Annotated in this window: 26 protein-coding genes; 19 read left to right on the top strand and 7 right to left on the bottom strand. The window is 73.0% G+C overall.

Going from position 1 to position 20,912, the window contains the following annotated elements; all coding sequences use genetic code 11:
- Positions 1-68 precede the first annotated feature (68 nt).
- The 6 genes from Ani05nite_RS19615 to Ani05nite_RS19595 all read left to right on the top strand — a co-directional run bounded on the left by Ani05nite_RS19615 (position 69) and on the right by Ani05nite_RS19595 (position 4,385).
- Positions 69-1,085, top strand: a complete 1,017-nt coding sequence (locus tag Ani05nite_RS19615; RefSeq protein ID WP_239130343.1) for a hypothetical protein — start codon at positions 69-71, stop codon at positions 1,083-1,085.
- A gap of 65 nt (positions 1,086-1,150) precedes the next feature.
- Positions 1,151-1,939: an LmeA family phospholipid-binding protein gene (locus Ani05nite_RS19610; protein ID WP_239130340.1), complete on the top strand. Its 789-nt coding sequence runs from the start codon at positions 1,151-1,153 to the stop codon at positions 1,937-1,939.
- Between the two features lie 18 nt (positions 1,940-1,957).
- The gene (locus Ani05nite_RS42240; RefSeq protein ID WP_344932649.1) at positions 1,958-2,086 is read left to right on the top strand and encodes an Ms5788A family Cys-rich leader peptide; all 129 of its coding nucleotides are present in this window, start codon (positions 1,958-1,960) and stop codon (positions 2,084-2,086) included.
- 157 nt (positions 2,087-2,243) lie between these two features.
- The gene (locus tag Ani05nite_RS19605) at positions 2,244-3,092 is read left to right on the top strand and encodes a sulfurtransferase (RefSeq protein WP_203770151.1); all 849 of its coding nucleotides are present in this window, start codon (positions 2,244-2,246) and stop codon (positions 3,090-3,092) included.
- Positions 3,093-3,094: 2 nt separating this feature from the next.
- The gene (locus tag Ani05nite_RS19600) at positions 3,095-3,439 is read left to right on the top strand and encodes a DUF1416 domain-containing protein (protein ID WP_203770149.1); all 345 of its coding nucleotides are present in this window, start codon (positions 3,095-3,097) and stop codon (positions 3,437-3,439) included.
- A 73-nt stretch (positions 3,440-3,512) separates the two neighbouring features.
- A complete protein-coding gene (locus tag Ani05nite_RS19595; RefSeq protein WP_203770147.1) occupies positions 3,513-4,385 on the top strand; it encodes a hypothetical protein in 873 nt (290 codons plus the stop codon).
- Positions 4,386-4,475: 90 nt separating this feature from the next.
- On the opposite strand, the gene Ani05nite_RS19590 is transcribed toward Ani05nite_RS19595, so the two are convergent.
- Positions 4,476-4,850, bottom strand: coding sequence for a DsrE family protein (locus Ani05nite_RS19590; protein ID WP_203770145.1), 375 nt, complete (start codon positions 4,848-4,850; stop codon positions 4,476-4,478).
- A gap of 14 nt (positions 4,851-4,864) precedes the next feature.
- On the opposite strand from Ani05nite_RS19590, the gene mtfM reads away from it, so the two are divergent.
- A complete protein-coding gene (mtfM, locus tag Ani05nite_RS41905; RefSeq protein ID WP_275410578.1) occupies positions 4,865-4,969 on the top strand; it encodes a small membrane protein MtfM in 105 nt (34 codons plus the stop codon).
- Entirely contained in the window at positions 4,966-5,565 is a 600-nt protein-coding gene (locus Ani05nite_RS19585; RefSeq protein WP_239130337.1) for a heme-binding beta-barrel domain-containing protein, read from the top strand. Before mtfM ends, Ani05nite_RS19585 begins: the two co-directional genes overlap by 4 nt.
- Before the next feature lie 1,350 nt (positions 5,566-6,915).
- Here the strand turns inward: Ani05nite_RS19585 and Ani05nite_RS19580 are convergent.
- Entirely contained in the window at positions 6,916-7,707 is a 792-nt protein-coding gene (locus tag Ani05nite_RS19580) for an aminotransferase class IV (protein ID WP_239130334.1), read from the bottom strand.
- A gap of 63 nt (positions 7,708-7,770) precedes the next feature.
- Between Ani05nite_RS19580 and Ani05nite_RS19575 the strand changes: the two genes are divergently transcribed.
- The 8 genes from Ani05nite_RS19575 (at position 7,771) to Ani05nite_RS19540 (ending at position 13,314) form a co-directional block, all read left to right on the top strand.
- Positions 7,771-8,169 (top strand): Fur family transcriptional regulator, encoded by a 399-nt coding sequence (locus Ani05nite_RS19575; protein ID WP_203770141.1) that lies wholly within the window; start codon positions 7,771-7,773, stop codon positions 8,167-8,169.
- Complete coding sequence (gene ygfZ, locus Ani05nite_RS19570) at positions 8,166-9,227, top strand: CAF17-like 4Fe-4S cluster assembly/insertion protein YgfZ (RefSeq protein ID WP_203770139.1); 1,062 nt, start codon at positions 8,166-8,168, stop codon at positions 9,225-9,227. The genes Ani05nite_RS19575 and ygfZ overlap by 4 nt, the downstream gene beginning before the upstream one ends.
- A gap of 27 nt (positions 9,228-9,254) precedes the next feature.
- Entirely contained in the window at positions 9,255-10,088 is an 834-nt protein-coding gene (locus tag Ani05nite_RS19565; protein ID WP_203770137.1) for a beta-keto acid cleavage family enzyme, read from the top strand.
- Entirely contained in the window at positions 10,085-11,020 is a 936-nt protein-coding gene (locus Ani05nite_RS19560; protein ID WP_203770135.1) for an asparaginase, read from the top strand. The genes Ani05nite_RS19565 and Ani05nite_RS19560 overlap by 4 nt, the downstream gene beginning before the upstream one ends.
- A 69-nt stretch (positions 11,021-11,089) precedes the next feature.
- Positions 11,090-11,563: a helix-turn-helix domain-containing protein gene (locus tag Ani05nite_RS19555; RefSeq protein WP_203770133.1), complete on the top strand. Its 474-nt coding sequence runs from the start codon at positions 11,090-11,092 to the stop codon at positions 11,561-11,563.
- On the top strand, positions 11,560-12,021 hold the full coding sequence (locus tag Ani05nite_RS19550; protein ID WP_203770131.1) for a hypothetical protein: 462 nt from the start codon (positions 11,560-11,562) through the stop codon (positions 12,019-12,021). Before Ani05nite_RS19555 ends, Ani05nite_RS19550 begins: the two co-directional genes overlap by 4 nt.
- Positions 12,022-12,091: 70 nt before the next feature.
- Positions 12,092-12,415, top strand: coding sequence for a DUF2516 family protein (locus Ani05nite_RS19545; protein WP_023562718.1), 324 nt, complete (start codon positions 12,092-12,094; stop codon positions 12,413-12,415).
- Positions 12,412-13,314, top strand: a complete 903-nt coding sequence (locus tag Ani05nite_RS19540; protein ID WP_203770129.1) for an alpha/beta fold hydrolase — start codon at positions 12,412-12,414, stop codon at positions 13,312-13,314. Before Ani05nite_RS19545 ends, Ani05nite_RS19540 begins: the two co-directional genes overlap by 4 nt.
- Before the next feature lie 28 nt (positions 13,315-13,342).
- Here the strand turns inward: Ani05nite_RS19540 and Ani05nite_RS19535 are convergent, their stop codons facing one another.
- A complete protein-coding gene (locus Ani05nite_RS19535) occupies positions 13,343-14,374 on the bottom strand; it encodes a PKD domain-containing protein (protein WP_203770128.1) in 1,032 nt (343 codons plus the stop codon).
- A 150-nt stretch (positions 14,375-14,524) separates the two neighbouring features.
- Here Ani05nite_RS19535 and Ani05nite_RS19530 point away from each other — a divergent pair, with 150 nt between their 5' ends.
- Both Ani05nite_RS19530 and Ani05nite_RS19525 read left to right on the top strand, forming a co-directional pair.
- Entirely contained in the window at positions 14,525-14,971 is a 447-nt protein-coding gene (locus Ani05nite_RS19530; protein WP_203770126.1) for a hypothetical protein, read from the top strand.
- Between the two features lie 11 nt (positions 14,972-14,982).
- Positions 14,983-15,792, top strand: coding sequence for an EI24 domain-containing protein (locus Ani05nite_RS19525; RefSeq protein ID WP_203770124.1), 810 nt, complete (start codon positions 14,983-14,985; stop codon positions 15,790-15,792).
- Positions 15,793-15,801: 9 nt separating this feature from the next.
- On the opposite strand, the gene Ani05nite_RS19520 is transcribed toward Ani05nite_RS19525, so the two are convergent.
- The 3 genes from Ani05nite_RS19520 to Ani05nite_RS19510 all read right to left on the bottom strand — a co-directional run bounded on the left by Ani05nite_RS19520 (position 15,802) and on the right by Ani05nite_RS19510 (position 19,192).
- A complete protein-coding gene (locus Ani05nite_RS19520) occupies positions 15,802-16,818 on the bottom strand; it encodes a LacI family DNA-binding transcriptional regulator (protein WP_203770122.1) in 1,017 nt (338 codons plus the stop codon).
- Positions 16,819-16,822: 4 nt separating this feature from the next.
- Positions 16,823-18,250: a GH1 family beta-glucosidase gene (locus Ani05nite_RS19515; RefSeq protein ID WP_203770120.1), complete on the bottom strand. Its 1,428-nt coding sequence runs from the start codon at positions 18,248-18,250 to the stop codon at positions 16,823-16,825.
- A 180-nt stretch (positions 18,251-18,430) separates the two neighbouring features.
- The gene (locus Ani05nite_RS19510; protein ID WP_203770118.1) at positions 18,431-19,192 is read right to left on the bottom strand and encodes a maleylpyruvate isomerase family mycothiol-dependent enzyme; all 762 of its coding nucleotides are present in this window, start codon (positions 19,190-19,192) and stop codon (positions 18,431-18,433) included.
- Between the two features lie 57 nt (positions 19,193-19,249).
- Here Ani05nite_RS19510 and Ani05nite_RS19505 point away from each other — a divergent pair, with 57 nt between their 5' ends.
- Positions 19,250-20,347, top strand: coding sequence for a UDP-N-acetylmuramate dehydrogenase (locus Ani05nite_RS19505; protein WP_377880613.1), 1,098 nt, complete (start codon positions 19,250-19,252; stop codon positions 20,345-20,347).
- A gap of 9 nt (positions 20,348-20,356) precedes the next feature.
- Here the strand turns inward: Ani05nite_RS19505 and Ani05nite_RS19500 are convergent, their stop codons facing one another.
- Entirely contained in the window at positions 20,357-20,875 is a 519-nt protein-coding gene (locus Ani05nite_RS19500) for a CAP domain-containing protein (protein ID WP_203770115.1), read from the bottom strand.
- Between the last annotated feature and the right edge of the window lie 37 nt (positions 20,876-20,912).

Genomic DNA, 20,912 nt, shown 5'->3' with positions numbered 1-20,912 from the left:
GCATTTCATCCGGGGACGCCCCCGCCGCGATGAAGGCTTTCCGCCCCGGGTCTGGCACGATCGCAGGCGTGCTTCCCTCCGCGCCGCGCGACAACGACTCCTGGGACGACGACGTCTCCCGGGAGATCGCCCGGTCGGCGCCGGGCCGGTCGTCGTCCGGCTTCTACGCCGGCGCCCCCGAGCCCGCCTCCCGGATCGGCCCGCGCGGCGGCGATCCGGAGGAGGAGGAAGAGGAGTTCGACGAGGAGATCCCCGTCGTGCCCGTCCGCCGCCAGCTCTCGGTGGCCATCGCCGGCTTCGCCGGGCTGCTCGGCCTGGGCCTGGTCCTGGGGGCGCAGACGTCCGGGCCGGACGCGCGGCTGCCGTACGCGATCGTGGTCTTCGGGGTGCAGCTGCTCTACATCCTCGCCTTCACCATGGCCATCCGGCCGCCCGCGGCCGGCACGGTCGCCGGGGTCTGCGTGGCCGCGGCCCTGGCGGCGGACTATCTGGCGGTCAACCGCGAGCCCGCCGGCATCCTGCCGCTGCTGCTGGTCGCCGCGGGCGGGTACGTGGTGGCGATCGTGGGCCAGTTCATCCGTCCGGACGACCGCATGCACGTCCGCGACGCGCTCAGCGGCACCCTGCTGATCGTCGTCGGCGTGGTGTCGTTCGCTCAGCTGATCGTGCTGACCCGCAAGCCCGTCGGCACCCAGGCCGTGCTGGTCTGCCTGACCGCGGTGGCGGTGGCGGTGCTGGTGGCGCACCTGGTCGACGCGTTCTTCCCGCGGCCGCGGATCGCGCCGCAGGTGCCGCGCGGCGCGACCGGCATCGTGGTCGGCGCCATGCTGGGCACGCTGGCGGCGGCCGGGCTGGGCAGCGTGCTGGTGCTGCCCTTCACCCCGGCCAAGGGCGCGCTGCTCGGTTTCGTCGCCGCCGGGGTGGCCGGGCTGGTGGACCTCGCGGTCAACTACTCCGAGGTGGGCCGGCGGATGGCCGGCGACACGCCGACCTTCTGGGTGGCCCGGCACATGCAGGGTCCGCTGGGCGCGTTCGCCCTGGCCCTGCCCGGCGCGTACGTGCTGACGGTCTTCGTGCTCAGCTGAAGTGTCCGCCGGGCTCGCACCGGGCATATACCGTGCCCCATCTTGACGTGAACCGGGAGGCCGCTGTGGCTGAGGTGTACGGGACCGCACGGCCGCGCAAGCGCTGGGGTCGGCGCCTGCTGATCACCTTCGTGGTGCTGCTGCTCATCATCGTCGCGGCGCTGGCCGTGGCCGACCGGGTCGGCGCGTCGTACGCCGAGCGGGTCATCGGCGACCGGGTCGCCCAGCAGCTCACCGAGCAGAAGGCCACCGCCGAGAAGCCGGACGTGACCATCGAGGGCGTGCCCTTCCTGACCCAGGTGGCGCGGGGCAACTACCAGGAGATCAAGATCCTGCTGAAGGACTTCTCCGGGCCGGCCGGCAACGGCAAGAACATCAAGATGGCCCGCCTCGACATCCGGGCCAAGGACGTGGCCGCGCCGCTGGACACCGTGCGTTCCGGCAACGGCGACATCGTGGCCGGCACGGTCACCGGCGTCGGCACCCTCAGCTACGCCGACCTGGCCGACCTGATCGGCCAGCAGGGTCTCAAGCTCAGCGCCCGCGACGGCAAGCTGGTCGGGGCCGCGCCGTTCGAGGCGCTGGGCCAGACCTTCAACGCCACCGGCACGGCCAACCTGGCGGTCAAGAACGGCGTCGTCAACGTGACGTTCGCCGACGTCACCGCCGAGGGGCTGCCGAACATCCCGCTGATGCGCACCCTGATCAACAATTACGTGAAGCAGCTCGCCTTCGACCTCAAGGTGCCCGCCCTGCCGCTGGGCCTGAAAGTGCAGAAGGTCGAGCCGCGGGCCGACGGCCTGTTCGTCACCACCGGGGCGAGCAACGTGTCGCTGAGTTCGGGCGGACTGTGACGGCGGACGCATTCCCGGATGGTGGTTGACAGTGTTCCGAGCCGTGGACCCGCTGGTAGGGTCGCGTTCATGAGCCTGCTGCTCACCAAAAGGCGCGCGGTCGACCTGTGCCGCGTGGCCGCCTGCCTGTGTCGCCCTGTCATCTGACGGGGCCATTCCAGCTGCGCACGTTCTGATCCGCCCGGCAGTGGCGCCGTCGCACCCAACCCAACGTGATCCGTTTCCGCAAGGGTCCCGCGCGGGGTGCGACCCAATCTCCGCGCGTCGACTCACCCCCATCCTCACCTGACAAGGGAGTACTCCGATGAGTCGCGACACCGCGCTCGTATCTGCCGACTGGGCCGAAAAGAATCTCGACGCGCCGGGCGTGGTCTTCGTCGAGGTCGACGAGGACACCTCCGCCTACGACGGCGGTCACATCCCCGGCGCCGTGAAGATCGACTGGAAGACCGACCTGCAGGACCCGGTGCGCCGGGACTTCGTCAACCAGGAGCAGTTCTCCGCGCTGCTGTCGGAGAAGGGCATCGCCAACGACGACACCGTCGTCCTCTACGGCGGCAACAACAACTGGTTCGCGGCGTACGCGTACTGGTACTTCAAGCTCTACGGGCACCGCGACGTCAAGCTGATCGACGGTGGCCGCAAGAAGTGGGAGCTCGACGCCCGTCCGTACAACAAGGACGTCCCGGTCCGCGCCGCGACGCAGTACCAGGCGTCCGCGCCCGACCTGTCGATCCGCGCCTTCCGCGACGAGGTCGTGCAGGCCATCGGGGTCAAGAACCTCGTCGACGTGCGCAGCCCCGACGAGTTCGCCGGCCGGCTGCTCGCCCCGGCGCACCTGCCGCAGGAGCAGTCGCAGCGCGCCGGCCACATCCCGACCGCGCTCAGCGTGCCGTGGAGCAAGGCGGCCAACGAGGACGGCACCTTCAAGTCCGACGACGAGCTCGCCAAGATCTACGGCGACGCCGGCCTGGACGGCAGCAAGGACACCATCGCCTACTGCCGCATCGGCGAGCGTTCCTCGCACACCTGGTTCGTGCTCAAGGAGCTGCTCGGCCACGAGAACGTGAAGAACTACGACGGCTCCTGGACCGAGTACGGCTCGCTCATCGGCGTGCCGATCGCCCTCGGCGACGAGCCCGGGAAGGCCTGATCATGACTTCTCCCTCGAACACCGCGGCCTCCAACATCGCGGACGGCTGCGCCGCGCCCGACCAGTCGGCTCCCATCCCGGCCAGCGTCGACCTGCAGAAGGAAACCGTGATCACGGGCGTCGTGACCAACGCCGACGGTGAGGCGGTGGGCGGCGCGTACGTCCGCCTGCTCGACGCCTCCGGCGAGTTCACGGCGGAGGTGGTGACCTCCCCGCAGGGGGTGTTCCGCTTCTTCGCGGCGCCGGGGTCCTGGACCCTGCGGGCGCTGTCCCGCCACGGCAACGGCGACCTGACCGTGGACGCCACCCGCGGCGTCAACGAGGTCGGGGTCAGCGTCAGCTCCTGATCCACCCATGCTCCGGGCACGAGGGGCGGGACCCGCACCGGGTCCCGCCCCTCGTCGTGCGAGCATGGCTGCCGTGACCGTCCCCGGGTACCAGTACCACCCCGCCGCGCCGCCCCCGGCCCCCGAGCGGCGCCGGTGGCGCCCGTGGCTGACCGCCGTGGTGGCGGCCTGGGCGCTGGCGCTGGCCGGGTTCGCCGCCTGGTCCGTGCGGCACGATCCGCCGACCGTGCCGGAGCAGCGCACCATCGCCCAGGCGCTGCCGGTGCTGGCCCGGGCGACCGGTTCCCTGCTGGCCGCCGCCGACGCCGGCACCCGAACGGTCACCCTCGGCGAGCTGCGCTTCGACCGGGACTGCGCGCTCACCCCCGTGCGGGAGGGCGTCGAGGCCAGCCGCGAGGTCAGCGTCCGGGTCCGGGCGGGTCAGGCCCCGGTCACCCTCGAGGAGATCGCGCGGGCGCTGCCGGCCGGATACGCGGCGACCGCGCGGCACAACGCCGCCGGCACCCGGTACGGCCTGCGGGCCGACGCCGGAGAGTTCGTGGGCATAGAGGCCACGGCGGACTCGGACGCGCGGGTCCTCAGCCTGCGCGTGTCGACGGGCTGCCGTCCCCTCGCCGACGGCGTCGACCTCGCGCCCACCCCGCGGGCCGCGACCGAGCTGCCGGCGGCGCTCACCGCCGCCCTGCGCACGCTCAACGGCAGCCCGGCCGGCGCGACCAGCACCGAGATCGCCTGCCCGGGCGGCGCCCGGACGGCCCGCACGGTCACCTCCGCCGAGTTCCCCGCGCCGGCCGACCTCGGGCCGGTGCTGCGGGGCACGGTCCCCGGCGCGGTGGTCGTACAGGCCGACCCGCACGACTGGGCCTACCGCACGGGCGACACGTCCGTGGTGGTTGTCGAGGGCGAGGGCACCGCGCGGGTCAGCGCGACCACCGGCTGCGGCTGACCGGGGTCACCCGCACTGCGCGGGTGGCGTCGGCCGGCCGGGCACCACCAGCGCCTGGTTCATCTCAGGCCCCGGGCGGTTGCATCCGCGTCAGTAGACGACCGCCTGCGCGCCCTCGGACATGATCTCCTCGACGAACACCGCGGCGCCGGCGATGCGGATGCCGGGCAGAACGTCGTCCGGGCCGATGCCCCGGCGGGCGGCGCACTGCGTGCACGCGGTCACCCGGCCGTTACCGAGCAGCAGGTTCAGCAGGTCCGGCAGCGGCGCCGCGTGCGGCAACTCGAACTCGGCGGCCCGGTCCGGCAGCGCGAACCAGGTCGACTCCCCGGTCAGCCAGAACGACACGTCCACCCCGGACGCGGCGGCGGTGCCGGCCACGGTGAACGCCTGCGAGCAACGCTCCGGGGCGTCCGCGCCGGCGGTTGCCTTGACGACGAGCAAGCGGGCCATGAACGTCAGCATAGGATGGGCCGGTCATGGTTACCGAGGTCGGGTTCGTGAGTCTGCTGGTCGCCGGTTTCGGCGGGCTGGCCGGCGGTTTGGGCTATCTGGCGATGCGCATTGCAAGGGGACGCTGGTGAGCAGTGAGACGGAAAACCCGCTGGGCCCGCCGCCCTGGCTGAACGCGCCGCCGGTCGAGGCGTACCCCTACGAGGACACGCACGACCTGCGGCAGGGGCCGGACCTGCACCCGGCGCTGCTGGGCCTGCTGCCGTTCATCGGGTTGTGGCGCGGACGCGGGCAGGGCGGCTTCCCGGCGCCCGAGGACTTCGACTTCGCCCAGGAGGTCCGGATCAGCCACGACGGGCGGCCGTTCCTGTCGTACGAGTCGCGCATCTGGATCCTCGACGCCGACTCCCGTCCGGTGCGGATGGCCGACCGGGAGACCGGCTGGTGGCGGCCCGTGCTGGTCGACGACCGGCCGGGCGACGAGATGGAAGCCACCATGATGACGCCGGACGGCGTGATGGAGCTCTACATCGGGCGGGTCGCCGGGACGCGGCTGGAGATGGTGACGGACGCGGTCGTGCGTACGCCGTCCGCGCAGGAGGTGACGGCCGGGCACCGGCTGTTCGGCATCGTCGACGGGGCGCTGCTCTATGCGCACGAGATGTCGGGGATGGGGGAGACGTTGGTGCCGCATCTCTCCGCGAGGTTGTTGCGGGTGGGCGGTTGATCCGGGGTTTTTCCTGGATCTGATTGCGGTCCCGCCGGGGTTTGGGTTCCTGGGTGGGGCATCTCCGCCTCCAAGCCTCGGTGTGGTGGGGCTGGGTGCCGTGGGTTGTGGTTGGTGCGTGCCATCGGCGCCGGCTGTCGCGCGATTCGCGTTGTGCCGCTCATCGTTACGGCGGCGCGTTGTCTCGCGCACGTGCCAGCGTCGTCCCGTGCCAGCGCCGTCCGGTGCCAGCGCCGTCCGGTGCCAGCGCCGTCACGTGCCAGCGTCGTCCCGTGCTAGCGCCGCCCGCTTAAGCATCAGCGGTCGCGTCACGCGGCCGCTCACCGCCTCGCGGGAGTAGCTGCCTTCCCTCGTGCCGTGGATCTTGTGGCGGTTTCGCCTTCTGCGCGCCCTCGCGCTATCAAGATCCAGCTTCTCGTCTTCGATCGCCGCGGATCTTGTGGCGCCGGCCCTGCTCAGCGCGCCACTTCTCCTCAAGATCTGTCCGTGCTTCCCCTGCGCGCGGATCTTGGAGCGTGCGCCGTGCGAAATCGATCCCTGCTCATCAAGATCCGGGCGGGCGGGCGGGCGGGCGGACGGACGGACGGACGGGCGGACGGACGGGCGGACGGGCGGGCGGGGTTGGACAGGGCGGGCGGAGCGGGGCAGCGCGAGGCGGGGGCGGGTGGAGGGGAGCGAGGCGTGGCAGCGCGAGGCGTGGTGGCGCGGGGGCGGGGCGGCGCGGTGCGTGGTGACGCGAGGCGGCGCGGGGCGTGGTGACGCGAGGCGGGGCGAGGCGGGGTGAGGCGGGGCGAGGCGGGGCAGCGCGAGGCGGGGCATTGCGAGACGTGGCGGCGCGGGGTGGGGCGGCGCGGGGCGAGGCGTGGTGGCGCGCGTCCCGGCATTGCGGGGAGTAGCTGCTTCCCCTGGCGCCGTAGATCTTGTGGCGGTTCCGCCTTCTGCGCGCCCTCGCGCTATCAAGATCCAGCCTCACATCTTTGATCACCGCGGATCTTGTGGCGCCCACCGCAATCAACGCGCCACTTCTCCTCAAGATCTGTCCATGCTTCCCCTGCGCGCGAATCTTGGAGCGTGCGCCGTGCGAAATCGATCCGCCCTCATCAAGATCCCAGCAGGCAGGGCCGGAACGAGGCGGGTGGCCGCGTCACGGCGTTGCGTGCGACGAGTGGTAGCCCGCATCGTCGTGGCGTTGCGTGTGAGGCGACCTCGCCCGTATCGCGGCAGTGCCTGCGCATCGGCCTGGACCGTCTCGCGGCAGTGCCTGCGCGGCGGCCTGGACCGTCTCGCGGCAGTGCGTGCCCGGCGCACGGGCCAGCCGTGAGTGGGCATCCCCCAGGCCGCCCGCCCCGCTCAGGACCCGTCGAAGCCGAGCAGAGCAAGCAACCGCGCCGTCCAAGGCGACGCCGGCCGCAAGGCGCCGTCGAGAGTCCGGGCCTCGGCCAGGCCGCGCAGGGAGCTCGCCAGCCAGATCGCCTCCGTCCCGGCCAGCTCCGCCGCGGTGATCATGCGTTCCTCGCCGTGCAGGCCCAGCTCCGCCGCCCGGCTGAGCAGGTGGGCCGCAGTCGTGCCGGGCAGGATGCCGGTTTCGGCGGCGGGGACCGTGCACAGCGTGTTCCCGGTGAGCCAGACCAGGCTGGCCGTCGGGGACTCCAGGGCGTGGCCGTCGGTGCGGAGCCACAGGATGTCGTCCGCGCCCTGCCGGCGGGCCCAGCGTTTGGCGGCGAGGTTCTCCGCGTACGAGATGGTTTTGGCCGCGGCCAGGGACCAGGGTGGGCGGGCCGCGATGCCCGCCTGCGCGGTGATCAGGGTGATGCCTTCGCGGCGTTCGCGGCGGGCGGTGGCCGGCACCGCGCTTACGGTGGCGTAGTGCGTCGCCGGGGTGACGATCAGGCGGAGGGCGCCTTCCCCGGCGGTCCAGGCGTCGGCGGCTCGCCGGGCCAGGGCGGTGAGTTGGGCGCGTGGGGGCAGCGGCAGTTCGAGCAGGGCGGCCGAGTGGGTCAGGCGGTCCAGGTGCTCGTGCAGCAGCCAGGGGCCGTTCGGGCGCAGGTGCAGCGTCTCGAAGACGCCTTCGCCGTGGAGGATGCCGGGGTCGGCCGGGGTCAGTGCGCCTGAGCCGGGGATCACCTGCACGCTGTCGCTCACCAGCGCAGAGGGTATAGCGCCGCGAACTATGCTCGTAGCGTGTCCTCCTCTTCCCTCGCCGAGATGCTCCGGGAGCGCGGCCTGCGACTGACCCCGCAGCGCCAGCTGATCCTGGAGGCGGTGCACGAGCTGGGCCACGCGACCCCCGAGCAGATCCACCACACGGTGCGCGAGCGCGCCGCGGGCGTCAACATCACCACCGTCTATCGCACCCTCGAGCTGCTCGAGGAGCTGAGCCTGGTCAGCCACACCCACCTGTCGCACGGCTCGCCGACGTACCACCGGGCCGGCGAGGACCAGCACGTGCATCTCGTCTGCCGCACCTGCGGGTCGATCGACGAGGTCGATCCCGCCGTCATGCTGCCGGTGACCGAGCAGCTGCGCCAGGACCGCAACTTCCGGGTCGACGTGGGGCACGTGTCCCTGTTCGGCGTCTGCGGCGACTGCAAGGAGCAGCAATGACCACGGTCCTCATCGAGGAGCTCGAGCCGGCCTCGGCCGACGCCGGCGTGCCGGCCCACTACGGCGACCCGATGCGCGAGCAGCGCACCCTCGACACCGCGGTGGGCCTGGTCGACCGCTCCAACCGGGACGTGCTGGCCGTGCCCGGCGAGGAACGCGCCAGCTGGCTGCACACCCTCACCACCCAGCATCTCAGCGACCTGCGCGCCGAGCAGGGCACCGAGCTGCTCGTGCTGTCCCCGCACGGGCACGTCGAGCAGCACGCCCTGGTCGCCGAGGACGGCGCCACCGCCTGGCTCGACACCGAGCCGGGGTCGGGCGCCGGCCTGCTCCGCTATCTGGAGATGATGCGGTTCTTCACCAAGGTGGAGCCGCGCGACGCGGGCGCCGAGGTCGCCGTGTGGTCGCTGGTCGGCCCGCAGGCGGTGGCCACTGTCCGCGACCGGCTCGGCGTAGCGCTGGCCGAGCCGCGGATCTTCGAGGTGCCGGGGCCCAAGTTCGCCGCCGGGGCCGTGCCGCCCGAGCCCACCGCGCTGTACGACGTGCAGCCGTTCGGCGCCGGCGCCCTGGCGCGCCGGGTGCCCCTCGGCGTCGACCTGCTGGTGCCGCGTGCGGCCCTCGACGACGTGCTCGCGCCGCTGGCCGCCGTGCCGCGGGCGGGGCTGTGGGCGTACGAGGCGGTCCGGGTGGCGCACCGGGTGCCGCGGCTCGGCTGGGAGACCGACCACCGGACGATCCCCTCCGAGGCCGGCTTCGTCGCGCCGGCCGTGCACCTCGACAAGGGCTGCTACCGCGGTCAGGAGACGATCGCCCGGGTGCACCACCTGGGCAAGCCCCCGCGCCGGCTGGTGCTGCTGCACCTCGACGGGATCGCCACCGACCAGCCGCCCGCGCAGGGCACCCCGGTGCTGCTGGACGGGCGGGCCGTCGGGTTCGTCGGCACCGCCGTCCGCCACCACGAGCTGGGCATGATCGCGCTCGCGGTGGTCAAGCGCAACGTCGCCGACGACGCGTCGCTGCTGGTCGGGGAGTCGGCCGCGGCCATCGACGTCTCCTGAGCCGATCCCGCATGGCAGGATCGCGGCATGACCGGGACCCTCATCACCGTCGCGCCCACCGGCGCGGAGAGCAGTAAGGCAGCCGTACCCGCGCTGCCGGTGACGATCGACGAGCTCGTGGCGACCGCCAAGGAGTGCGAGGCGCTCGGCGCCGCGATCGTGCACGTCCACATCCGCGACGACGCGGCGCAGCCGACCCTGGACCAGGGCCGGCTGCGCGACACCGTGGCCGCGTTGCGGCAGTCGACCAACCTGATCGTGCAGCTCTCCTCGGGCGGCGCGGTCACCGATCCGGAGGCCGACCGGCTGGCCGTGCTGGACGCCGGGCCGGAGATGGCCTCCTGCACCATGGGTACGGTCAACTTCGGCGACGGCGTGTTCCTCAACCGCTGGGAGTTCATCGTCGACCTGCACACCCGGATGCAGGAGCGGGGCGTCGTGCCCGAGTACGAGATCTTCGACCTGGGCCAGCTCACCACCCTGCAGCGCCTGCTCGCCCAGCACGGCCTGCCGTACGGCGGCCACGTCCACGTCGACCTGGTGATGGGCGTCCCCGGCGGCATGCCCGGCACCGCCGCCGCGCTGGTCGCCTGCCACCAGGCGCTGCGCGACCTGCCCGCGGGCACCACGTTCTCGGCCACCGGCATCGGCCGCAGCACGATCCCGGTCATGCTGGCCTCGCTGTCGACGGGCGGCCACCTGCGGGTCGGCATGGAGGACACCGTCACGTACGCGAAGGGCCGGCCCGTCGAGTCGAACATGCAGCTAGTGGCCCGCGCCGTGGGTTTCGCCCAGCTCGCCCAGCGCCCGCCGCTGACCCCGGCCGAGGCCCGGACGCTGCTCGGGATGGCGGCCCGATGATCCTCGCGGAGGTCGTGCGCTCGGGGTTCGTCGAGTCCGTGCACCACGGTTCGGTGGTCGTGCTGGACGCCGCCGGCCGGGTGGCCGCCGCCGCCGGCGACGTGACCGGGCCCTGTTTTCCCCGGTCGTCCAACAAGCCGCTGCAGACGGTCGGCATGCTCCGCGCCGGGCTGCGCGCCGCCGAGCCGGCCGACCTGGCGCTGATGAGCGGCAGCCACTTCGCCGAGCCGTTCCACGTGGACCGGGTCCGGCGGATCCTGGCCGCGGCCGGGCTGGACGAGTCCGCGCTGCGCTGCCCGCCGTCGCTGCCGCTCTCGGAGACCGAGCGGGATGCCGTGGTGCGGGCCGGCGGCGGCGCCGCGCCCGTGCTGATGAACTGTTCCGGCAAGCACGCCGGGATGCTGGCCACCTGCGTGGTGAACGGCTGGTCGCGGGAGGACTACCGGGACGCCAAGCATCCGTTGCAGGTGGCGCTGGCCGCCGCGGTGAGCGAGCTGACCGGCGAGCCGATCGCCGCGACGGGCATCGACGGCTGTGGGGCACCGGTGTTCGCGGTGTCCCTGACCGCGCTGGCGCGCGGCTTCCAGCGGCTGGTGGACGCGCCGCCGGGGTCTCACGAGCGGCTGGTGGCCGACACGATGCGCGCCGATCCGGAGCTGGTGGCGGGCACCGGCCAGGACGACACCCGGTTGATGCGGGGCGTGCCCGGGCTGCTGGCCAAGGGCGGTGCCGAGGGGGTGGTCGCGGTGGCCGTCCCGGGGGTGGGCGCGGTGGCGCTCAAGGTGGCCGACGGGGCCATGCGGGCCCGGATGCCGGTGCTGGTGTCGGCGCTGCGCCGGCTCGGGGTGGCCGCCGCGGTGCTGGACGAGCTGGCCACGGTGCCGGTGCTCGGCGGCGACCTCCGGGTCGGCGAGGTCCGCGCGGCCTGGTGACCTGTTTCACGCTAGCTCTTGCAAGCGTTTTGCTTGCAAGAGCTAGCACGTCGGACTACCGTCGGATGCATGGCCGCACCCAAGGATCTGCCCCAGGACATCGGCGAATTCATCCGTGACCTGCGGCAGACCGCGAAGATCTCGCTCCGGCAGCTCGCCGACCGGGCGGGCGTGAGCAACCCGTATCTCAGCCAGATCGAGCGCGGCCTGCGCAAGCCCAGCGCCGAGGTGCTGCAGCAACTGGCCAGCGCGCTGCGGGTGTCGACGCCCGCGATGTACCTGCGGGCCGGCCTGCTCGACGGCGAGGGCCAGCAGGGCGTGCTGGCCGCGATCGCAGTCGATCCCGAGCTGACGATCGCGCAGAAGCAGTCCCTGTCGCAGATCTACGAGACCTTCCGCAACGAGACCGCGCGGTCGGCGCCGGCGCCGACCGCACCCGACGAGGACGAGGCGCTGAAGGCCGTCGTCCACGACGTGGCGGTCGTCGAGAGCGGTGCCGCACCAGCCCCCGCATCCGCACCCGCATCCGAGGAGAAGTCATGACCGAGCAGACCAAGACCCGTTTCCCCGCCCCGCTCTACGCCGCCGCCGGCGCCGGTGACCTCGCCTACCAGCAGCTGCGCAAGCTGCCGGCCGTCGTGACCGAGCTCAGCGACCGCGCCGTCGCCTCGCTGAAGACCGCGAACGACACGGCGAACACCACCGCCACCACGCTCAAGAGCACCGCGACGAGCACCGACTTCGACAAGCTGCGCGAGACGGCCACCGCGAACGCCATCGCGTTCGCCCACGCCGCGCAGGAGCGGGCGCTGGCCGTCTACACCTCGCTGGTCGCCCACGGCGAGCGCGTGGTCGGCACCGGCGTGGTCGAGGCCGCCGAGGTGGTCAACGCCGACATGGTGACCACCGAGGAGCCGAAGGCCGTCGAGGCCGCCGCCGCGGCGACCCCGGCGGAGACCGCGAAGCCCCGCAAGCGCACCACCCGCCCGGCCGCCAAGTAAGCGACGACCGGTCACCGATTGATCAGCGGGCCTCGGCGATAGCCGGGGCCCGCGGCATAGACTGGCGGTCATGGCCTACAGCGCGACACCCATCTTCTACGACGACGTCGCGAACCTCATCTCGTTCGCCGTCCTGATCCTGTCGTTGGTGGTGCAGGCAGTCGCACTGATCCACTGCGTGACCCAGCGCGGCGACGGTTTCCAGGCCATCGGCACCCTGCCCAAGGGCGCCTGGCTGGCCATCCTCGCGGTCTGCATCATCCTGACGCTGCTCGGCGTGGGCGGCGGCGCCACCGGCCTGTTCGGCCTCATCGGCGTGGCCGCGGCCCTGATCTACCTGCTCGACGTCCGGCCCGGCCTGCGTGACCTGTCGGACGGCAAGGGCTTCTGGTGAGGCGCCTCCGCTGGCCGCCGCCCCCGGACGGCGGCCCGCGGAGTTCCGGCCCGGGGCCGAGCGCACCCCGCAGCGGCCGCCCCACGCTGCCGCTGCCGCCGACCCAGCTGGTCGAGACCCCGCGCGGCGGCCGGATCGAACAGCTCGTCACCGGCGTCGGCGAGCCGGTCACCGTCTTCGCCCACGGGCTGGCCGGCGACATCGCCGGCACCCGCCCGCTGGGCAGCGGCGTGCTCGGCCGCCGGGTGTTCCTGCACTTCCGTGGGCACGGCCGCTCCGACGCGCCGCCCGGGCCGTGGAGCTTCGCCGATCTCGCCGAGGACCTGCGGGCGGTCGCCGACCGGGCCGGGGCGACCCGGGCGCTGGGGGTCAGCATGGGCGCCGGCGCGCTGTGCCGGCTGCTCTCGGAGACCCCGGAGCGTTTCGAGCGGATCGTGCTGTATCTGCCGGCGCCGCTGGACGGCGTACGGCCGCCGGTGGCCGAGGCGCGGCTGACCCGGCTGCTCGCCGCCGTCGAGTCCGGCGAGGCGGCGCTGGTCGCCGAGGCCGTCGAGCCGGAGCTGCCGCCCTCGGTCCGGAACACGCCGACCGGCTGGAGCTATCTGCGCCACCGCGTGGAGCAGCTGCTGACCGACGGCCTGGCTCCTGAGCTGGACACCCTCTGGCGCGCGCCGGCCCTGCCCGACGAGTCGGTGCTGGCCGCGTTCCCGGGGTCGGCGCTGGTGATCGGGTGCGTCGGCGACGACGTGCACCCGGTGGCGGTCGCCGAGCGCCTGGCCGGGCTGCTCCCCGGCGCGCAGCTTCAGGTCTACGACCGCCCGTCGCTGCTCTGGACCCACCGCAAGGAGCTCCGGGAGCGCATCTCCGCCTTCCTGAACGCGAAACAGCCCGGACCCTGACGGATCCGGGCTGTGCGTGGCCGCGCGCTCAGCTGGTGAGCTTCTGCACCTTGTACTTCCAGCCGTCGTCGTTGCCGGCCCGGTCCACCGCCACGTAGTCGACCTCGAGGTAGTAGCCCTTCGACAGGCCGGGCACGCTGAGCTTCCAGATGCCCTTGGAGTCCACCCCGCGCCAGGAGACGGCCGCCTTCGGGATCTTGGTCTTGTTCGGGGTGTAGCGGACCCACTTGCGGGTCGAGAAGTTGAAGTAGTAGTCCTTGGTCGAGGTCCACTTCCACAGCTGCACGCCGACCGAGTCCATGCCGGTCTGGCCGTCCTTGGCCGTGCCCTGGATGGTCTTCCAGTACGACGCCCGGGTCGGCTTGCGCGGCATCTTGAGCGTGCTGCTCGGCCGGGTGTAGTCCACGTTCACCGTGTACGGGCGGGTGGTCACCGGGGCCGCCATGCCCTGGGAGTTCTCCAGGGTGATGGTCGCGGCGTGGGTGCCGACCGGGTAGTAGTGCGTGGTCGAGGTGTGGGTGCGGTTGAGCAGGCTGGTCTTGCCGTCGTTCCAGTTGACCCACACCCGGGTCGTGTTGGCCGGGATGTTGGCCAGCAGCAGCTTGGCAGTGGCGCCGCCGCCCTCCCAGGTCCAGTTCGACGCCACGCTGAACTTGTAGCTGCCGACGGCGGAGGCCACCTGGACCGTGTTGGCGGCGAAGGTGGCGGTGCCCTCGGCGCCGTCCGCCTCCGCCAGCGTCACCTTGACCGGGTAGCTGCCGTTGGCGGCGTACGTGTGGCTCGCCTTGACGGCGTCGGCCGGCAGCGTCTCCACCGGGGAGCTGTCGCCCCAGTCGACCGTGCGCACGGGGGCCGTGTCCGGCGTCTCGTCGACCAGGCCGGACTGGGTCAGGGTGACCTGCTGGCCGGTCCAGATGCTGGTGCTGTCCAGGGTGTAGGTGGCCGTCGGCCCGCCGTCGGCCCAGGCGGGTGAGCCGAGCAGGCCGGCCCCGGCCACCGTGCCGGCACCGAGGGCGAGGGTCAGCATCGCGGCGAGACCGCGAGGTCGTCCGGAATTCATTTCTCTCCCCGTGGAAAAGTGTTCGCATTCGATGCGAGCCGATGGACAGTACCGGGCCGGGTCTCGGCTGATCAAGCGGTGAGACGGCCAGGAGTTCCGGCGAATCGGGCGACGCCGTAACTTTTCGGGCCCGGATCCGGTGTTCAGGATGTGCGGTTCTCCCCCAGATCGATCTTTCTCGGCGTTGTCGCCCTCGGCCTGCCCTTCGCCGTCACCGTCGGCTGGACCATCGGCGCGCCGGCCCCAGCGCCACCGCCGGTGAGCGCTCCCGCCGGGGCCGGCGGCATCGGCGCCGCCCCACCGCGGGCCACCGCCACCACGGCGCCGGTGCTGGACTGGTCGCCGCGGGAGCCCGAGCCGGTGGCGGTGGAGGCGTCGCTGCCCAGTGCGCCCGCGCCCACCCGGGCCTCCACCAGCGCCGCGCCGGCGGTCACCGCGACCTCCAGCTCGCCGGTTGCCACCCTGACGCAGCCGCCCGTACCGACGCCCACCTCGATCGCCACCACGCCGCCCAGCCCGTCGGCGACCGCGCCGTCGGCCAGCGCCGAACCGGACGGTCCCGGCCTCGGCGGGCACCGGCTGTTCCGGAGGTCCTAAGCTCCCGAACCGTGGATGACACTCACCTGCGGTCCGTGGCCGGCCGGGGCGCCGCGGCGACCGGCGGGGCCGCACGCCGCTTCGCCACCGGCGCCGGGCTGCTCGGCCGCGGGCTGGGGCTGGTCCTGCGCAACCCCCGGATGCTCGGTCTCGGGCTGCTCCCGGCGGTGATCTCCGGCGTGCTGTACGCCGCCCTGCTGATCACCCTGATCGTCTTCATCTCCGACCTGTCCGCCGGGGTCACCTGGTTCGCCGACGACTGGTCGGCCTTCGCCCGCGACCTGATCCGGGTCGTCGCCGGCGCCGCCCTGATCGGGCTCAGCGGGCTCATCGGCGTGCTGACCTTCACCGCGGTGACGCTGCTGATCGGCGACCCGTTCTACGAGAAGATCTCCGGTCTGGTCGAGGCCCGCCACGGCGGCGTGCCGGACGAGGTCGAGGTCTCGCTGGGCCGGTCCCTGGCCCGCAGCCTGGTGGACTCGCTGCGCCTGATCGGCCTGTCCGTGCTCTTCGGCATCCCGCTGTTCCTGGCCGGCTTCATCCCGGTGGTGGGCCAGACGGTCGTGCCGGTCGTCGGCGGCGCGGTCGGCGGCTGGCTGCTCGCGGTGGAGCTCACCGGGGTGCCGTTCCAGCGGCGCGGCCGGCGGCTGCGCGACCGCCGGGCGGCCCTGCGGGGCGACCGTCCGATGGCGCTGGGCTTCGGCGTGGCCGTCTTCGCCTGCTTCCTGATCCCGCTCGGCGCGGTGCTGCTGATGCCGGCCGCGGTCGCCGGGGGCACGCTGCTCTCCCGCAAGGTGCTGGGCCTGCCGATCGACAGCTGAGCGCGGCGCTCAGGCGGAGGCGCGGACCACCAGCTCGGTGGGGAGCACCACGGCGTCCGGGACGTCGTGCTTGTCGTTGACCAGGCCGAGCATCTGCCGGGCCATGGTGCGGCCCATGTCCACGATCGGCTGCCGCACCGTGGTCAGCGGCGGGTCGCTGAGCCGGCTGATCTCGAAGTCGTCGAAGCCGACCACCGCGACGTCCGCCGGCACCCGCCGGCCGGCGTCCTTCAGCGCCTGCAGGGCGCCGTGCGCCATCATGTCCGAGGCCACGAACACGGCGTCCAGTTGCGGGTCGTCGGCGAGCAGCCGGCGCATCGCGCGCAGCCCGGAGTCGCGGGTGAAGTCCCCGAAGGCCACGTGCTCGGTCAGGCCGGCGGCGCGCAGCGCGTCCCGGTAGCCGGTGAGCCGGTCGATGCCGGCGATCATGTCCTGCGGGCCGGCGATCGTGGCGATCCGCCGGTGTCCGGTGCCGATCAGGTGCCGGACCGCCTGGCCCACGCCGCCGACGTGGTCCACGTCGACGTAGGGCACCGGCAGCTCGGCCGGGGTCATCGGGCGGCCGCTGCACACCACCGGGATGCCGAGCCGGGCCAGCGTGCCGGGCAGCGGGTCGGCGCCGTGCATCGAGGCGAACATGACGCCGTCGACGTGCCCGGCCATGGCGTACCGCTCGACCCGGTCGTGGCTGGCCGCGGAGCCCGCCATCATCAGCACCAGCTGCTTGTCGGCGGCCTCCAGCTCCATGCTCACCCCGCGGATCACCGCCGGGAAGAACAGGTCGTCGGAGAAGACCCGGTTGGCGGTCTCCGGCAGGATCAGCGCGATCGACTCGGTCCGCTGGGTGACCAGGCTGCGGGCGGCCTGGTTGGGCACGTAACCCAGCTCGGCGACGGCCTGGTGCACCGCTTCGCGGATCGCCACGGCGACCGTGGTCGACCCGTTGACGACGCGGGAGACGGTCGCCCTCGAGACGCCGGCGCGCCTCGCCACTGCCTCGAGGGTGGGTCGCTCCCGCGTCACCATCAGCTCACTCCCCGATCCGGCCCTGGTCCGTCAGACCGTTGTGCCGGATCACCTCCTGATACCACCGCGCGCTGTCCTTGGGCATCCGGCGCTGCGTGGTGTAGTCCACGTGCACGATGCCGAACCGCTTGGCGTACCCCTCGGCCCATTCGAAGTTGTCCATCAACGACCACGCGAAGTATCCCCGAAGGTCAACGCCGTGGGAAATGGCGTCGAGGCACGCCCGCAGATGCGAGTCGAAGTACGCCACCCGCTCGGTGTCGTGCACCTGGCCGTCCTCCGGCGAGGGGCCGTGCGGGTACGCGGCGCCGTTCTCCGTGATCATCATCGGTACGCCGTAGTCGTCGTGGAGGCGCTTCAGCAGCCGGGTGAGCGCGGCCGGCTCGATCTGCCAGCCGATGTCGGTGATCGGGCCGACCGGCTTGCGGAAGGCGATGCCCTCGCTGCCCGGCGTCTCCGGGGAGGCGGGCTGTCCGGGCTTGGCCGACACGTACGTGGGCGTGTAGTAGTTAATCCCGAGCACGTCGATCGGGGCGTTGATGATCGCCTCGTCGCCGTCGCGGATGTGCGCCAGGTCCGTGAACCGGGCCATGATCTCGCGGACGTCGTCCGGGTACGCGCCCCGCAGCAGCGGCTCGAGGAAGATCCGGTTGCCCACCCCGTCGACGATCCGGGCGGCGTCGACGTCGGCCGGGTTGGCCGGGTCGAGCGGCGCGACCGCGGTCGGGTTCAGCGTGATGCTGACGCTCTGCGCGCCGGCCGAGCGCAGTGCCCGGGCGGCCAGCCCGTGGCCCAGCAGCAGGTGGTGCACGGCCTTGAAGGCGGCCGCCGGGTCCTGCACGCCGGGCGCGTGCACCCCGTTGCCGTAGCCCAGGTACGCCGAGCACCACGGCTCGTTCAGCGTGGTCCAGGTGCGGACCCGGTCGCCGAGGCGGGCGTGCACGATCTGGGCGTACTCGGCGAAGGCCTCGGCCGTCTCCCGGACCGTCCAGCCGCCCCGGTCCTCGAGCGCCTGGGGCAGGTCCCAGTGGTAGAGCGTGACGACCGGGTCGATGCCCCGGCCGATCAGCTCGTCGGTCAGCCGGTCGTAGAAGTCGAGCCCGCGCGGGTTGACCGGGCCGGTGCCGTCGGGCTGGATCCGCGGCCACGCGATCGAGTACCGGTACGAGGCCAGGCCCAGCTCGGCCATCAGCGCGACGTCCTCGACGTACCGGTGGTAGTGATCGCAGGCCACGTCGCCGGTGTGCCCGGCGTGGACCCGCCCGGGCGTACGGCTGAACGTGTCCCAGATGGACGGGCCCCGGCCGCCCTCGTTCACCGCTCCCTCGATCTGGTACGCCGCCGTCGCGGCGCCCCAGACGAAGCCGTCGGGGAACCGCACCCTTGACGCCAGGGGATCCTCGCTCGATTCCACCGAGACGGTTGCCGTCATCCTTCACCGCTCCCTGCATGATCCGCCGCCGCCGTACCGGGCCGCGCCGACCGGTCTGATCAGCGGCGGGACTGTGACGGGCGACCGTAAGCGATCGCCCTTAACCGGTACAGCGTAGAGCCATTCATCTTCCCGGGAGACATCCGGAAGTTGCGGCGTCCCGTTCGGGGGACGAGATCCTCAACCGGCCTGCAACGCGGTGAAGAGGCGGCGATCGCCCGTGATGGCCAGTTTGCCGGGATCGAGCCGGCCCATCAGCGCGAGCAGCAGGTCGCTCGCCGTCCCGCGCGCCTCGGCCCGCGGGTGGTGATCGTCGCTGTCGAGGATGGTGCCGGTGTCCAGCAGCGCGATGCCCGCGCCGCGGAGCCGGACGAACCACTCGTAACTCGCGTCGGTGGCGGTGAGGTGCACGACGCCGTGCAGGTCGGTCGGGCCCTTGCGGCGGCCCGCGGGCAGCCAGGTGTCCAGCACCTCGTTGACCCCGTCGGCGGCCAGCTTGGTCTCGATCGGGGTGCCCCGGCCGGCCGCGGACTCGGCGTCCCAGCGGTGCACGGAGACCTCGTGGGCCATCCGGCGCTGCCAGAAGCCGGCCTTGCGGGCCTGCGCCGGCCAGGTCCAGCTGGGCAGGTCGGGGTCGAGCGCGTCGAGCGTCTCGATGGTGCCGGTCATCTCCCGGCGCAGGCCGTCGAGGGCCTCGGGCCACGCCGGGCGCGGCTCGGGGACGACCCGGTCGGCGGGCTTGTCGACGACGCCCCGCGGCGCCAGCTCCCGCACCCAGTGCAGCAGCACGGTCAGGTGCTCGGTGAGGTCGGCGACCGTCCAGCCGGGACACGAGGGCACGGCGGCGTCCGGACCCGTCTCGGCGACGGCGTCCTGGAAGGCCGGCCCGTCGGCGCGCAGCGCGGCCAGCCAGAAGTCCTTCGTCGCGTGCAGCCTGTTCATCAGCCTTCTCCCGCTCGAGGAGGTCCACCGGTCACCACCCCGGGCCCGCGGCCTAGGGTGGACGTCGTGCCTGACGTTAGTGCTGACCGACCCACAGACGCATCCGCTGTGCGTGCCAGTTCGCTGGGGGCGTACACGACGCTACGCCTCGGCGGCCCGGCCGGCACGCTGACCGTGGCCGCCGAACCGGACGAAGCGGTCTCAACCGTACGGGGTGCCGCCCGAAAGGGGCAACCGGTGCTGGTCCTGGCCGGCGGCAGCAACGTCGTCATCGGCGACGACGGCTACCCGGGGACCGTGGTGCTGCTACGTACCCGGGGCATCCGGGTGGTCGGGCAGGACGACCGCGGCGTGCTGGTGCGCGTGGCCGCGGGCGAGCCCTGGGACGACCTCGTCGCGCACACCCTCGAGCGGGGGCTGGCCGGGCTGGAGGCGCTGTCCGGCATCCCGGGCTCGACCGGCGCGACCCCGATCCAGAACGTCGGCGCGTACGGCCAGGAGGTCGCGCACACCATCGAGGCGGTGCACGTCTACGACCGGCACGAGGACACCATGCGGGTGCTGTCGGTGCCGGAGTGCGGCTTCGCCTACCGGTCGAGCATCTTCAAGCACAGCGACCGCTGGCTGGTTCTCGACGTCGACTTCCGGCTGCCGGAGACCGCGGAGTCGGCGCCGATCCGGTACGCCGAACTCGCCGGGCGCCTGGGTGTGACGGCCGGCGAGCGGGTGAGCGCCGCCCGGGTCCGCGAGACCGTGCTGAAGCTGCGGGCCGGCAAGGGCATGGTGCTCGACCCCGCGGATCCGGACACCCGCTCGGTGGGCTCCTTCTTCACCAACCCGGTGCTCTCCGCCCAGGAGTGGGCGGGGGTGCAGGACCGGCTGGTCGACGCCGGGGAGCCGCCGAGCTGGCCGGCCCCCAACGGCACGGTCAAGGTGCCGGCGGCCTGGCTGATCGAGAAGGCCGGCTTCGGCAAGGGGTACAGCGGCGCCGACGGGGTGGCCATCTCGTCGAAGCACACGCTCGCGCTGACCAACCGGGGCAGCGGCACCACCGCCGCCCTGCTGGACCTGGCCCGGGAGATCCGCAACGGGGTCCGGGACCGGTTCGGCGTGGTGCTGCACCCCGAACCGGTCCTGGTGAACTGCGCGCTCTGAGCCCGGCGCTCAGCGCCAGCCGAACACCTGCGTCCAGTAGTACGTGCCGTTCACGGCCTGCTGGACGCCGGCGCCGAACGACTTGATGTCGCAGTTGACGATGTTGCGGCGGTGCGGCGGGCTGGCCATCCAGGCGGCCATCACCTCGGCCGAGTTGGCGAAGCCGTAGGCCACGTTCTCCGCGGCCACGGCCTGGTACCCGGCCGCCCGCGAGCGGGTCAGGAACGTCGAGCCGCGCCAGCCGAAGTGGCCGAAGTCGCCGGTGGCGGCCATGTAGTGGCTCTGCCGCACGGAGGCGACGTTCAGTTCCTCGTCCACGGTGAGCGCGTCGCATCCGGCGCGTGCCCGCTCCTCGTTGGTCAGCGCGACCACCTCGGCGCCGAGCGTCTGCTCGGTCCGCGGCGCGGTCAGCGCCGGGCCGGTCGCGGTCGCGGGGAGCGCGGCGACGGCGGGCGCCGGCGCCGCGGTCAGCCCGAGCAGGGCGGCCGGTGCGGCCGCGACAAGGGCGAGACGACGTACGGAATCCAACAAGGTGCTGCCTCCCGGTCCACGGCCGGGCGCCTCT

Origin of the sequence: Actinoplanes nipponensis (assembly GCF_016862275.1) — a bacterium.
GTDB lineage: Bacteria > Actinomycetota > Actinomycetes > Mycobacteriales > Micromonosporaceae > Actinoplanes > Actinoplanes nipponensis.
This window is presented reverse-complemented; position numbering and strand designations above follow the sequence as displayed.